Raw genomic sequence first — 13,860 nt, 5'->3', positions numbered from 1 at the left:
ACGAATGATAAAGAAAAACTAAAACTTTTTGTCTTAGAAACCAATTTTAGGTATTACATGGTAAACTAAGTAAAAAAGGAACAAAGAGGTGTTCGCGATGGGATTGAAATTTGAACGTACAGACAATTTAGATAAACTTTTCGAATCATTTGCTGTCGATCCGGAAAAAACAGTTGCGCCAAAAGAAGAAATCGATCGGTTTCTAAAACCGCAGCCACAAAACGAAAAGAAAAAAGACAAGAAACAAAAGTAAGATAAGTTCTGCAAAAAAAGACTTACTAGCCAAACTTTTATGGAAGAGTTTGGCTAGTAAGTCTTTTTTATTCTTTTTATGATTCGATTGCTTGTTCTATTGCTGCCCATGCTTCTTCTTTCCCTTGTTTTGTAACGGAAGAAAAAAGAATAAATGTGTCATTACGATCAAAATCCAATGCTTTTTTGATCTCGCTTTCGTGCTTGTTCCATTTACCGCGAGGAATCTTATCTGCCTTAGTAGCAACAACGATCACAGGGATATCATAATACTTCAAAAATTGATACATCTGGATATCTTCTTGAGAAGGCTTATGGCGCAGATCTACTAAAGAAACGACCGCACGTAGTTGTTCTCTGGTCGTTAAATATGTCTCGATCATCTTTCCCCATTTTGCTCGTTCAGTTTTGGATACTTTTGCATACCCGTATCCTGGAACATCGACAAAATGCAATGCATTCTCGATCAAATAAAAATTCAAGGTCTGGGTCTTTCCAGGCTTACCGGAAGTACGCGCTAAATTCTTTCGATCAATCAATGTGTTGATAAAAGAAGATTTCCCTACATTTGATCGCCCTGCCAGAGCTATTTCCGGCAATTGTGTCTCTGGATATTGTTTTGGTGCCACTGCACTTATGATGATTTCAGCTTGATGGACTTTCATGGTCTCTCTCCTTAAAAAGGTGATGAATAAAGCAAGCGGCTGTCGTAAAAGCCAAAATGACTTTTACGGCAGCCTCTTCTCATCAACCCGCTTTTTTCTCTGAATCTTTATAGATCACTGTTGGCTCACCAGACAATTCAGCTGCTTCTTTGGTAATAATCACTTTTTCGATGTTTTCATTTGAAGGAATATCAAACATCACATCCATCATGATTTCTTCGATGATAGAACGAAGACCTCGAGCACCAGTGTTGCGTTCGATTGCTTTTTTCGCAATAGCTCTCAATGCTTCAGGTTCAAATTCAAGTTCGGTATCATCTAGAGAAAGAAGTTTTTGATATTGTTTGACTAACGCATTTTTTGGCTCAGTCAAGATCCGTACCAGATCATCTGTTGTCAATTTCTCTAAAGCTGCCATAACAGGTAATCGTCCGATAAACTCAGGAATCAATCCGAATTTCAGCAAATCTTCAGGAATGATATGCTGCATGACGCTTTCGTCTTCAGAAAGTTTTTGGTTTTGTGTACCAAATCCAATCGTTTTTTCGCCCATGCGGTTCTTCACGATTGTTTCGATACCATCAAACGCCCCACCTACGATGAACAAGATATTCGTCGTATCGATCTGGATAAATTCTTGATGTGGATGTTTACGTCCTCCCTGAGGCGGAACACTTGCAACAGTTCCTTCTAGAATCTTCAGCAAGGCTTGTTGGACACCTTCGCCGGAAACATCACGAGTGATGGATACATTTTCGCTTTTACGCGCGATTTTATCGATCTCATCAATATAGATGATCCCTTTTTCTGCACGTTCCACATTGTAATCAGCAGACTGGAGCAATTTAAGCAAAATGTTTTCTACATCTTCACCCACATAACCAGCCTCTGTCAAACTTGTCGCATCTGCGATTGCAAAAGGTACATTCAACGTTTTTGCTAATGTTTGTGCCAAAAATGTTTTCCCTGACCCTGTAGGTCCGATCAAGCAGATATTGCTTTTTTGTAGTTCAACATCATCTGTGTTCTCTTGTGCTTGCTGATTGACACGTTTGTAGTGATTGTATACAGCGACAGCTAACGAGCGTTTTGCGCGATCTTGTCCAATCACGTAGTTATTCAATACTTCAAGAATTTCTAGTGGTTTAGGGACTTCAGTGAATTCGCGTACAGCTTCTTCATAAAATTCTTCATCAATGATTTCTTTACATAGGTCGATACATTCATTACAGATGTAGACCCCTGGACCAGCTACGATTTTTTTCACTTCTTCTTGGGTTTTCCCACAAAAAGAACAGCGTACGGTCTCATTGCTACTTGGATTGTCATACATGGTCTTCACCCCTTAACTTGCAAAAAGTATGCAAGAAACTATCAGAGACTTTACAGTCTTTTACTATCATAACATAGTTTAGTAAAAAGAAAAAGTGTTTAACAAAGGATCGATTGACCTATATTTTTGTATATTTTCACGCTTAACAAAAAATAAGGGACTGTGACAACAAACATGTCACAGTCCCTTATTTCATGACCTCTATTACTTAATTTCTATTCTTTTGCTTCTGTCGCTGTACCTGTGATCAATTCGATTGCTTTTTTCATTGTCACATCATGTTCCAGCATATCTTCTGTCAACACGCGTTTGATTTGTTCGATTGGCATGTTGTATGTTTCTGATAATTCTTGGATTTCTGCATTGATTTCTTCTTCTGTTGCTTGAAGATTTTCAGCAGCTGCAATTGCTTCGATCACAAGATTTGTTCTTGTGCGCATTTCTGCTTCACCTTCGAATTGTTTATGCAAGTCTTCTTCTGTAGAACCAGTTAATTGATAGTACATTTCAGGAGAGATACCTTGACGTTGCATGTTGTTCAAGAATTCGTCCATTGAACGATGTACTTCATCATGAACCATCACGTGCGGCAATTCAACGATTTCTGCGTTTTCAACAGCCATACGGATTGCTGCTTCATCTTTTGCATCGTCCGCTGCTTTTTCTTTTGTTTCTACTAATTCTTTGCGATATTTTTCTTTCAATTCGTCTAATGTTGATACTTCGTCATCCACATCTTTTGCGAATTCGTCATCTAATTCAGGCACTTCTTTTGCTTTTACTTCATGGATTGTCACTTTGAAGACTGCTTCTTTTCCAGCAAGATCTTCTGCTTGATAATCTTCTGGGAAAGTTACATTTACATCTAGACTTTCACCTGATTTATGACCAACTAATTGATCTTCAAATCCTGGAATGAATGAACCTGAACCTAATTCAAGTGAGTAATTTTCGCCTTTTCCGCCATCAAACGCTTCGCCATCTACAAAGCCTTCGAAGTCGATTACTACTGTATCGCCATTTTCAGCTGCAGCATCTTCTTTGATAACTAATTCAGCTTGTGCTTCTTGTTCACGTTTGATACGTGCATCCACGTCAGCATCTGTTACTTCACGGTCTTGTTTTTCAACAACTAGATCTTTATATTGTCCTAATTTTACTTCTGGTTTCACTGTTACTTCAGCAGTGATTACCCAATCTTGACCTTTTTCCATGCTTTCTACATCGATTTTTGGTTGAGAAACAGGGTCGATGCCAGCTTCTTTGACAGCAGCTTCATAAGCTTCTGGTAATACAGCATTCAATGCATCTTCATATAAAGCTTCTTCACCGTACATACGGTTGAATACTTGACGAGAAACTTTCCCTTTACGGAATCCAGGTACGTTCAAGCTTTTTTTCACTTTATTAAACGCAGTTGTTAATCCTTTTTGGATTTCGTCTTGCGCAATCGTAAATTTTAAAACACCATCATTCGTGCCTTTTTTTTCAAATGTTGCAGTCATTTAATTCCCTCCGAGTTTAGAAATTCATTTTATACATCAAAAACGTTTCATGCATACCTTTAAATAGTACACTAACCCTTTCAAATTGTAAACATATTGAATGGGTAGAATCCTTGTTTTTCATAACATTTTTATCTTTTTCACTGATAAAATCTAATGGAAGAAGATCATTTGCTGCAAAATTTTCTCTCGTTTTTTAAAAAAATCTTGTTTTTCATCTTCCGTACCATCATACATCGTTTTTCCTGTACATGCCTCTACAGTCAGTTGAAACCAACGCCTCGGGTCTTCAATGTATGTATCATAGACAGGATAAACGATTGCAGATTGCAACGTAAATTCTTCTTTCAGCACCGAACTAAGTAGCGCATCTTCATTCCCGTAATGATCTGAAAACACACACAATTGTCGATAACTTGACTGTTGCTGTGGCTTAGGCAAATCTTTGGGTATGACTTTGACTAGTTTTTCTTCAATCGTCAAATAGAAAACAGGGTTGCATTCATTCAATTGCCTGAGTGTCTCCAGCAATTTTGCCCTCGCTAAAATATGGACCTCTGGTAATACAATCAGTTTACTCGCTGTTTGGATAAACTCATGGTAAGGAAGCTGTTCGATCTCCTCGATAGACGACAGCTGACGTGCTGGTTCCAATGAAGGAAGTTCCTCCGATTTTTTATGGAGTGCCTTGACTTTTTGCCTCTCCATTTGTCCGGACAATTCTTCTGCAAATTGGATTTTTTCAATGATACGCTGCTCAAAAGATTCATAAAAATCTGTACTTGCTATCAATTTTCTAGCATATAAAAAATCTTGTGCGCTGATTAACAAGTCAAAATAAAATTCAGCAAACTCCTCGTTTTGAAGATACTGTTTTTCATGTAAGAGTGCTTGTTTCAACGCTTCTTTTTTCTCGTCTAACTCATAAAGACAAAAAACAAGCAGGCTATTAGCCTCAAAGCTTTCTTTTAACTCGTAAGCACGTTGAAATAGTTCTTTTGCCTGCTGATATTGCTGGTTTGCTAGTGCTTGTTGGGCCACTCGCATTAAATTCTCATATTTTTCTGGAAAATCAATCGGCTTCACGCAGTGTCCTCCTCTTGCTTATGTTCAGCTCATGTTCAATAGTAGCAAAACAAAAAAAGCATGACAATTAAAAATAATCGAAGCATCCTCTAAAAGCTAGATTTTTAATCTGACTTTTAGAAGATGCTTCAAACTACTGTTTTTTATGGATCATCAGCTGTTAACTTCTTGGTTGAATGCTTTGATCAGATTAATCGTAACGACACTTGTATTAGTGAAAAGATCTCCCAGATGCTGCTTTTTCTGATTAAAGATTGCTGGAAGATACCCTAACATCAGCAAAGGAAACTTTAGAATGAACCGACAAGCACCTTCTCTAACTAAAACAGTTGACCAGCTAAGTTCTTCTTCATCAAAACTGATGACTCGAATACCGAAGATCATTTTCCCAATCGTTTGGCCATGATTGAGTTTCGTCAATAAAACAAAATACGCTAAATAAATGAGTAATGCTGTGAATCCATAGAGACTCAAATACGAATCTGAAAAATTCAGCCAACCTAGATTTTTGGCAATACCAAGTGTTAAACGTGTAATAGCTCCGATACACAAAAGATCGATCAAGAAGGCAAACATTCGGATCAAAAAACCTGCATAGAAATAATGAGGAAAATCATTTGCTTTTGGTGGTTCATTTTTTGTGTCAGTATACTTTTTCCATTTCCGTTGTTTCTTTTTGATTTCTTCTGACGTCATCGGTTCTCTTTCAAAAGAGCTCAGCACCTTTTGGGAAAAGCTTGGATCAGGTCCCACAGCAGGCTGCTGCTGCCTCTCTCTTCCTTGTTCCTTATTTTCGTTTGGAAGTTCCGTCATGCTTACTCACCTCCGTAATAATACATTGCTTTTGGTGATTCTGCAGTTCCGAGATTCTCAAGTATTGATAAGATCTGACTAGTTTCAGAAGATTTCAATCCTTGGAACTCTGCCAGTTTGCTCCCTAACCATGTGCTGGCAAATCCAGATGATGCGGAGGAATATTCTACTAATTCAGCATCTTCAAGTTTTTGTTCCTTTCGCATAGCTTGTAAGGCGTCTTCAGGGAATCCCAATTCATCGACTAAACCTACTTCTTTTGCTTGGACACCATCATAAATCCTTCCATCTGCTATTTTTTTGACTGCTTCTTCAGATTTATTTCGTCCCTCGCTAACGATTCTTACAAATCGTTGATACGCACTATCAATATACGCTTGAAGCACTGCTTCCTCTTCTTTTGTCTCTGGGCGTGTTCCTGAACCCATATCTTTCAATGCGCCACTTTTCACTGTTGTGTCTTCCACACCCAGTTTTTCTAAAAGGCCTGAATAATTCAATCCTGACATGATCACACCAATTGAACCGGTCACTGTTTCTTCGGTTGCAAAGATTTTATCTGCTTGAGCAGAAATATAGTAACCACCGCTAGCTGCCATGTTTTTCATACTGACATACATCGGGATATCATGTTCTTTACGGATCGTATCTAATTTCTTAGCGATTTCCGCACTTTCATAGACACCACCACCAGGAGAGTTTACTTCTAAAAAAATTCCTTTGACTGTTGGATCTTCTTCCACAGCTTTCAGTTGTTCCATGAAATTTTCATGGTTATAGCCTTCAGAAGCAAATAAACCAGAAGATCCTCCTGCAGCAATCGTACCATCTACTGTTAGTTTTACGATTTTTTGCGTACTGTCTCCCTCTTCCAACACATTTGGTACTAACTCTTCATCCCCGTATAACCAACTGTTCAACCCTTCGACTTGATTGTTTTCCTGAGGCTTAGTCAAACTCGCCGAAACTAACGAAACCACAAATAATCCCGCAGCAATCAGAACTGCTGCCCAACGTTTTTTATTCATTCTTTCTCCTTTCTAATACAAGTTTTTTATGACGATTACAGTTTCTGACTGCTCGGAAGCGTCGAACCGCTCTGCTTTTTCTTCACGCGCATACCCGGAAAATGATTCTTTTGTCCATTCATCTTCTACCGTAAACTCTCGCGCTTGGACAACTTCCAAGGCATCAGGTGCGATTTCCTGGATGCTATCCCAACCAGTATCTAAAAATATTTTTGTGTCATCTGATACACCAGCTGATGCTTTAAATTCGGACAATTGTTTTTTTAACCTTCCAAGTGTCATGATTTCGATTTTTGAATCCATTTTTCTCCTCCTTCATCCTATTACTTTCTATTGTACCGAACTCCTGAAAAAGATGATAGATAAAAACCGATTATTTTTTGACACAAAACGCACCCCCAAAAGGAAATTCGATATATACCAATTTATTTTTATTCTTTTTTTGTTGACAAAAACATTCGCAAAAGGGTATGATTTTAAATGTTTCCAGATAAAAAATAAAAAAGGAGGATAGTTATACCTTTTAGGATAGCGCCTGGTCTGTGTAAACAGATGACGAGGAGAGGGTTTATCGAAAGATTCGGCGGATGACCCTAGGGACTGCACTCTACAGAAGATCCACAAAAAGTATCTGCAAAGATAAAACAAAAGGATTTTCCTGCAGCTGGAAGCATTCATACGAATTCATTATAGAAAGTAGGATGTTTTTTATGTGCGGAATTGTTGGAATGATTGGATTAAAAAATGTAACACCAGGATTGATTGGCGGGCTAGAAAAATTGGAATACCGCGGTTATGATTCAGCTGGCATCTTTGTCTCAGATGGCACGACAGATCATTTAGTCAAAGCACAAGGCAGAATCCAAAATTTAAAAGATAGAATAACTTCTGATACTACAGGAAATATAGGCATCGGCCATACACGTTGGGCAACCCACGGACAACCATCTGAGGAAAATGCCCATCCACATACTTCACAAAGCGGACGTTTCGTGCTCGTCCATAATGGCGTGATCGAAAACTTCGAAGAACTTAAAAATGCTTATTTAACAGATGATCACTTTATCGGTGAGACAGATACTGAGATTATCGCTCATCTGATTGAAACTTTTGCGAAGGATATGACGGCAAAAGAGGCATTTTTAAAAGCTTTGCGCATCATCAAAGGTTCTTATGCTTTCGCTTTGATTGATCGTACAACACCTGATGTGATTTATGTAGCAAAAAACAAAAGCCCATTGTTAGTCGGACTTGGTGATGGATTCAATGTGATTGCCAGCGATGCAATGGCTATGCTTGCTCATACGAAGAAATTCGTCGAGGTCGAAGATGAAGAGATGGTTACCGTTACATCAGACAAAATTATTATCCAAAATTTTGCGGGCGACATTATGGAACGTTCTTCATTTGAAGCGCAAGTAGATGCTTCAGATATCGAGAAAGGCACCTATCCTTTTTATATGCTGAAAGAAATCGACGAACAGCCTATTATCATGCGCCGTATTGCTCAAAAATACGTAACAGAAGACAATCGGGTCCCTCTTGATCCAAAACTGATCGATACATTATCTGACAGCGATCGAATCTACATCGTTGCTTGCGGAACTAGTTACCATGCGGGATTAGCTGGTAAACAGACTTTGGAAGAATTGACACAGATTCCTGTCGAGGTTCATTTAGCTAGTGAATTCGGCTATAACACACCTCTTCTTTCAAAAAAACCATTCTTTATTTTCTTGAGTCAAAGTGGCGAAACAGCGGACAGTCGGCAAGTGCTGGTAAAAATCAACCGTCTTGGCTATCCTTCACTTACGATTACAAATGTTGCTGGCTCTACTCTTTCGCGAGAAGCGTCCTTCACCCTATTGTTGCATGCCGGACCTGAGATTGCAGTAGCATCAACGAAAGCTTATACTGCACAAATAGCAGTACTGACTTTATTAGCCAAAGCTATCGGTGACAAAAAAGAAGTAGAAACTTCTCTTTCGTTCGATATCACTCATGAATTGAGTTTAGTCGCAAATGCGATGGAATCGGTCATTGCCCGGAAAGATTATTTAGAGGAGCTGGCTGCAGAATACCTCAGTGACACAAGAAATGCTTTTTATATCGGACGCGGGGCAGACTACAACGTTTCTCTTGAAGCCGCTCTGAAATTGAAAGAAATCAGTTACATCCAGGCAGAAGGTTTTGCTGCTGGTGAATTGAAACACGGAACAATTGCTTTGATTGAAGAAGGAACGCCCGTGATCGGAATCATCAGTGAAGAAGTGACTGGCGCGCATACTCGAGGTAATCTGAAAGAAGTCGAAAGCCGTGGCGCTAAAACATTAGTTATCGTCTCAGAAGGATTAGAAAAGGAAAATGACCAACTAGTACTGCCAGCAGTCCACCCTTATCTGTCTACTCTTGCCACAGTCGTACCGACTCAATTACTTGCCTATTACGCCACACTATTACGAGGGTTTGACGTTGACAAGCCACGTAATCTGGCGAAATCAGTGACAGTTGAGTAACGTTTCTGTACGGGAAAACATTTGATTTTTGCAGTCTTTTGTAAAAAATAAAAGCATAGTATGTACCGAACACAAAAAAATTTGATTTTTAGTGTTCGGTATTTTTACTTTATTTCCCGTTTACTTTTTAAAACCTCGTTTCAATAAATCGTTCACTTTCTCTGTCTATAATATTGGAGTTCCTTTAATAATTTGGCTTTTAATTCCGTTTCTTCAACTACTTCAAGTAAATCAAACCCTTTTTGCATTAATTTTGTATCGTTTTGGCAGTACCCTAATCTTACGAAAATCGCGCCTAGAAAATCAGCTCGTTTTGCTCGTTTCGCAATATCTTTTGCTAGATTCAACATATATCGGCCATCTTCTACAAGATTTTTTTGTATATATATTTGAGAGATATTCATCAAAAGTGTCAGCCTTACTGTATCGACAATATCCAATCGATTATATCTATCAAGCGTAGCTAATAGAATCGGATACATTATTTCTAACGTGCTGATTTCTAGATGAAATGAAATGATCGCAAATATTTGAATATCTCTTAATGTCCACACCTCTATTTTTGAAAGCCGCTGCCAAATCGGAGTCACCAACCCTTTGCATTCTGTTTTATCAAAGACCATAGGATCAGCAGATAAATACAAGCGTAAAATCAACAGGATTTCTTCTATTTTTTTATCTGAACAAGTAGATGTAAATTCTAAACATCGTCTATACAACTTTCTTATCTGTGCACTTTCTGTATTTGAAATAATAGAATAAAGATCCTCAATAAGCCTTGTACGGTTATCTCTATTCTCTATATTTGCCAAATATCTAAATTCATCTAAAGATACATCTATCCTCTCTAATAAATAACAAGCATTTTCAAACCTTGGCTCCGTCTCATTTTTTTCAATCCGCGAAAGAGTTGTCCTATCTAAAAAATCATTACAAACTTCTTTTTGAGTCATTCCTTTCCCTTTCCTTATATATCGATACATTTCGCCAAACCTCAATTTTTTCTCCCTCCAAAATTTTTGTGAGCTTATGCAACAAATCTACCAAAAACAATTCGATGATTATAAAATATAAGGGTAACAAAGAAACTATTATACTCATATTATAACAAAAACAAAATGGAGGTTGTCCTATGATAAGAAAAATGCTTATTATTTTTGTCACTACAATTGTTGTTTCCTCACTCGTCCTGACTTCTACTGCAATCGTCTCCCTTGCTTCTGAATTAGATACTACCACTATCAAGCCTGATGTTTACAAAAATGATAGTTATATAGATGCTAACGGCAATAGAGGGACTGGTAGAATAACCTTGACTGAAGCACGCTGGAGTTCTACCTATGATTTTCGATGGTAACAAAATTAACGCTCTTACGCTGGTCTATTCTCTTTTTTGATAGTATAGTTGCTTCTCTTGTTTTGTACTTCCTTATTGCGGACGGGCAAAACTATTATTACGTCTATCTATTGGCTCAAATTCCTAGTTATATTATTCTTGATCATATCCACAAAAAAATAGGATTAAAAGCAGATAAAGCATGCAAACGTGCTATTTTACTAGTGATGTTGATTTTTTTCATCTCTTACATTGGTATAATATTTCTTACACAATATGTTTTTAAATAAAAGAAAAAGCAAAGACCAGCGACGAATAACCGTCACTAGTCTTTGCTTTTTCTCTTCTATCTTAGGTTCTTAATCTAGACCGATTTCTTCTTTGACTACTGCTGCGATTTTATCGACATAGTAATTGACTTTCTCATCGGTAGGCGCTTCTGCCATCACACGAAGTAATGGTTCTGTGCCGGAAGGACGAACTAGGATTCTACCTTCTGATCCCATTTCAGCTTCTGCTTCTTCGATCACTTTTTTAATTGCTGGAACATCCATCGCACCATTTTTATCACTTACGCGGATATTCACTAATTTTTGCGGATAAATCGTTACCTCTGCTGCAAGCTCAGATAATTTTTTACCCGTCTGTTTCATAATATTCAACAACTGAATTCCTGAAAGCATCCCATCACCAGTTGTGTTGAAATCTAAGAAAATCATGTGTCCAGACTGCTCGCCACCAAAATTATAATCGTTTTTGCGCATTTCTTCTACAACATAACGATCACCGACTTGTGTAACGACATCTTTCAGACCGATTCCTTCTACCGCTTTGTGGAAGCCTAAGTTGCTCATCACAGTTGTAACGATAGTGTCTTTTTTCAAGCGATTTTTTTCTGCTAAGTATTTAGCACAGATAAACATGATTTTATCACCATCGACGATATTCCCAAGTTCATCTACCGCGATGATGCGATCGCCATCGCCATCGAAAGCTAGACCAGCATCTGCTCCTTTTTCAACGACCATCTCAGCTAAACGTTCTGGATGTGTAGAACCTACCCCATCATTGATGTTTAAACCATCTGGATTTGTGCCCATTGTATAGAAGTCTGTTTCAAGATCAGCGAACAAACGATTGACACTTGTTGAAGTTGCTCCGTTTGCTGCATCGACACAAATCGTCAAACCGGAAAGATCGCCATTGATCGTTTGTACAAGGAATTGAGAATATTTCAATAAACCTTCTGGAAATTCTTCTACAGTTCCCAAACCATCAGCTGATGGACGAGGCAATTCATCTACTTCTGCATCCAATAACGCTTCGATTTCTAGTTCTTGATCATCTACTAATTTAAAACCGTCTGCACCAAAAAATTTGATTCCATTATCCTGCGCTGGATTGTGAGAAGCAGAGATCATGACTCCTGCACTTGCTTTTTGTAATCGTGTCAGATAAGCAACACCTGGCGTAGAAATCACACCTAGTTGGAACACTTCGATACCCACCGATAAAAGTCCTGAAATCAGCGCTTCTTCTAACATTTGACCTGAGATTCTTGTATCCCGCCCCACTAGTACGCGTGGGCGTTTTCCTTCTTCTTCATGCTGGCTTAGGACATAACCTCCGCATCGTCCCAGCTTAAATGCAAGTTCTGGCGTAAGTTCCTTGTTGGCTTCACCGCGGACGCCGTCTGTTCCAAAATATTTACCCATAGTTGTAAAATTACTCCTTTAACTTAATTTTCCGAGGAATTTGTTCTGCTCATTTGTGTTGATTCGCTTGTTTGCGATGTTTCTTCTGTACTCGTGGATGAACTGCTTGTTGCAGATCCCGAACTAGAAGAAATGGACGTTGTTGTTGAAGGTACCGTTACTGAATCAGCAGATGAAGTGCTTGTACTTGTATTTGTATCTTCTTGTGTCCGACTGCTTGTCGAAGCGGAACTGCTGCTTGACGTTTGCATTACGGGTGTAATCTCCACACTGACTGATTTAGGTTTGATACTTAGTCCTTCTTCTACTGGTATTTCGATTTTACGAGTTGTTCGATGACTGATTCCTGAGACATTGATCGGTACAGCGATACTGTCGCCGATTGATGCAAGCAAATCGCTAGATCCGCTTACTTCTGCTTCCAAGTCTGAAAAACTGAAATCATAGCTTTCAACCCCAGCAGCCGGTGTTCCTTGTTGCGTCCCATAAAGTCGTACCGTTTTGCTTGGTTTGATTGCATCAGCTTTCACAGTTACTTGCACTGGATCGGAAATGATACTTAATATTTCTCCTGCTGCATTCAGCGCTTGTATCGGCACTTTACTATTGATGCCATCATCCGTGACCATCGAAGCATCCACATCAGCTACTACTCGTTTGATTTCGGCCAACGTTTTGTCACCTGTAGTGATAGAGACTTTTTTAGGACTAACGGAAGTATCATCTAGTTCATATCCAGATGGTGTGATCGTTGAAGGGATCAATGTTTCCACATCGAAATCTTTTGTCACCTTTTTCTCAACCGTTACTGTAATAGTCGATGGTTCCATCTTTGCTGTGACAGCACTGCTCAAGTTCTGAATTTTCAGCGGAACTTCATGTGTTCCTTCGCCAAGCTTAGTGATATCTGCAGTGATGCGAAACATCCGTGTATCTTCGTTTGCTTCTGCATTCAACTGGACTCGGTTGGCACTGGAAAGTTTGACCGTCACTGTGTTTTCATATCCATGGATATAATAGCGTTGCGAATCATATGAAATTTTGATTGGTACACCAGTGACTGTTTGATTATACGCTTCATTTCCAGAAAGCGTGTTTTGAACGGACTGTCCATTTGCATTGAAGTACAGTGCAATACTGAACAGCAATGCAATAAAACTGTAAAGAATACTTGTCCGTTTCTCTTTTGAGATCATTTGCGATCCCCTCCCTTAGTCATACCGTCTAGGAAAGATTGAATCACGTTTTTCTTATTTTTTGTTTTCTCTTCAGCAATTAGTTCTCTACGCAAGATTGCCAAATATTCTTGCTGGGATAAGCCAGCCATCAGTTCATTGTCTAACGTGATGCTGACGTCCCCGGTTTCTTCAGAGACAACGATGGTGATCGCGTCGCTGACTTCGCTTATACCGACAGCTGCCCGGTGTCGAGTCCCGAATTCTTTAGGGATCAACATACTTTCTGATAGTGGAAGATAGGCGCTTGCTACTGCGATCTTTCCTTCTTTTACAATAACTGCACCATCATGCAGCGGTGTATTAGGAATAAAGATATTGATCAGCAACTCCCCAGTGATATCTGCATCTAAAGCAATCCCTGTCTCAATATACT

14 protein-coding genes are annotated in these 13,860 nt (G+C 38.8%); 3 read left to right on the top strand and 11 right to left on the bottom strand.

All coding sequences use genetic code 11. The features are described from left to right. The first annotated feature begins 97 nt into the window (after positions 1–97). A complete protein-coding gene (locus HMPREF2961_RS15470) occupies positions 98–253 on the top strand; it encodes an SPJ_0845 family protein (RefSeq protein ID WP_002288488.1) in 156 nt (51 codons plus the stop codon). Between the two features lie 76 nt (positions 254–329). On the opposite strand, the gene yihA is transcribed toward HMPREF2961_RS15470, so the two are convergent. The 7 genes from yihA to HMPREF2961_RS13330 form a co-directional block, all read right to left on the bottom strand. Continuing rightward, entirely contained in the window at positions 330–917 is a 588-nt protein-coding gene (gene yihA / locus HMPREF2961_RS13360; protein ID WP_002297545.1) for a ribosome biogenesis GTP-binding protein YihA/YsxC, read from the bottom strand. Positions 918–999: 82 nt separating this feature from the next. Continuing rightward, positions 1,000–2,250, bottom strand: coding sequence for an ATP-dependent Clp protease ATP-binding subunit ClpX (gene clpX / locus HMPREF2961_RS13355; RefSeq protein WP_002292068.1), 1,251 nt, complete (start codon positions 2,248–2,250; stop codon positions 1,000–1,002). Positions 2,251–2,465: 215 nt separating this feature from the next. Further along, positions 2,466–3,755 (bottom strand): trigger factor, encoded by a 1,290-nt coding sequence (gene tig / locus HMPREF2961_RS13350; RefSeq protein ID WP_002292069.1) that lies wholly within the window; start codon positions 3,753–3,755, stop codon positions 2,466–2,468. A 153-nt stretch (positions 3,756–3,908) separates the two neighbouring features. Next, a complete protein-coding gene (locus HMPREF2961_RS13345) occupies positions 3,909–4,841 on the bottom strand; it encodes a tetratricopeptide repeat protein (RefSeq protein ID WP_002314849.1) in 933 nt (310 codons plus the stop codon). A gap of 153 nt (positions 4,842–4,994) precedes the next feature. Then, positions 4,995–5,654, bottom strand: a complete 660-nt coding sequence (locus HMPREF2961_RS13340) for an RDD family protein (RefSeq protein WP_002314848.1) — start codon at positions 5,652–5,654, stop codon at positions 4,995–4,997. Positions 5,655–5,656: 2 nt separating this feature from the next. Next, positions 5,657–6,682, bottom strand: coding sequence for a signal peptide peptidase SppA (sppA, locus tag HMPREF2961_RS13335; protein WP_002314847.1), 1,026 nt, complete (start codon positions 6,680–6,682; stop codon positions 5,657–5,659). Between the two features lie 12 nt (positions 6,683–6,694). Then, positions 6,695–6,985, bottom strand: a complete 291-nt coding sequence (locus tag HMPREF2961_RS13330; protein ID WP_002314846.1) for a hypothetical protein — start codon at positions 6,983–6,985, stop codon at positions 6,695–6,697. Positions 6,986–7,392: 407 nt separating this feature from the next. Here HMPREF2961_RS13330 and glmS point away from each other — a divergent pair, with 407 nt between their 5' ends. Beyond that, complete coding sequence (gene glmS / locus HMPREF2961_RS13325; protein WP_002314845.1) at positions 7,393–9,198, top strand: glutamine--fructose-6-phosphate transaminase (isomerizing); 1,806 nt, start codon at positions 7,393–7,395, stop codon at positions 9,196–9,198. A 152-nt stretch (positions 9,199–9,350) separates the two neighbouring features. On the opposite strand, the gene HMPREF2961_RS13320 is transcribed toward glmS, so the two are convergent. Further along, complete coding sequence (locus HMPREF2961_RS13320) at positions 9,351–10,181, bottom strand: helix-turn-helix domain-containing protein (RefSeq protein ID WP_070705062.1); 831 nt, start codon at positions 10,179–10,181, stop codon at positions 9,351–9,353. 149 nt (positions 10,182–10,330) lie between these two features. Between HMPREF2961_RS13320 and HMPREF2961_RS13315 the strand changes: the two genes are divergently transcribed. Then, positions 10,331–10,555, top strand: coding sequence for a hypothetical protein (locus tag HMPREF2961_RS13315; protein ID WP_002314843.1), 225 nt, complete (start codon positions 10,331–10,333; stop codon positions 10,553–10,555). 338 nt (positions 10,556–10,893) lie between these two features. Here HMPREF2961_RS13315 and glmM read toward each other — a convergent pair whose 3' ends face one another. The 3 genes from glmM to HMPREF2961_RS13295 all read right to left on the bottom strand — a co-directional run. Further along, positions 10,894–12,249: a phosphoglucosamine mutase gene (glmM, locus tag HMPREF2961_RS13305; RefSeq protein WP_002292085.1), complete on the bottom strand. Its 1,356-nt coding sequence runs from the start codon at positions 12,247–12,249 to the stop codon at positions 10,894–10,896. Between the two features lie 23 nt (positions 12,250–12,272). Next, the gene (locus tag HMPREF2961_RS13300; protein ID WP_002314841.1) at positions 12,273–13,445 is read right to left on the bottom strand and encodes a CdaR family protein; all 1,173 of its coding nucleotides are present in this window, start codon (positions 13,443–13,445) and stop codon (positions 12,273–12,275) included. Further along, positions 13,442–13,860, bottom strand: a 419-nt coding sequence (locus HMPREF2961_RS13295) for a diadenylate cyclase (protein ID WP_176746936.1), incomplete at its 5' end; no start/stop codon positions are given. The genes HMPREF2961_RS13295 and HMPREF2961_RS13300, both read right to left, overlap by 4 nt.

Source organism: Enterococcus sp. HMSC076E04, assembly GCF_001814285.1.
In the GTDB taxonomy this organism is placed as follows: Bacteria; Bacillota; Bacilli; order Lactobacillales; family Enterococcaceae; genus Enterococcus_B; species Enterococcus_B lactis.
This window is presented reverse-complemented; position numbering and strand designations above follow the sequence as displayed.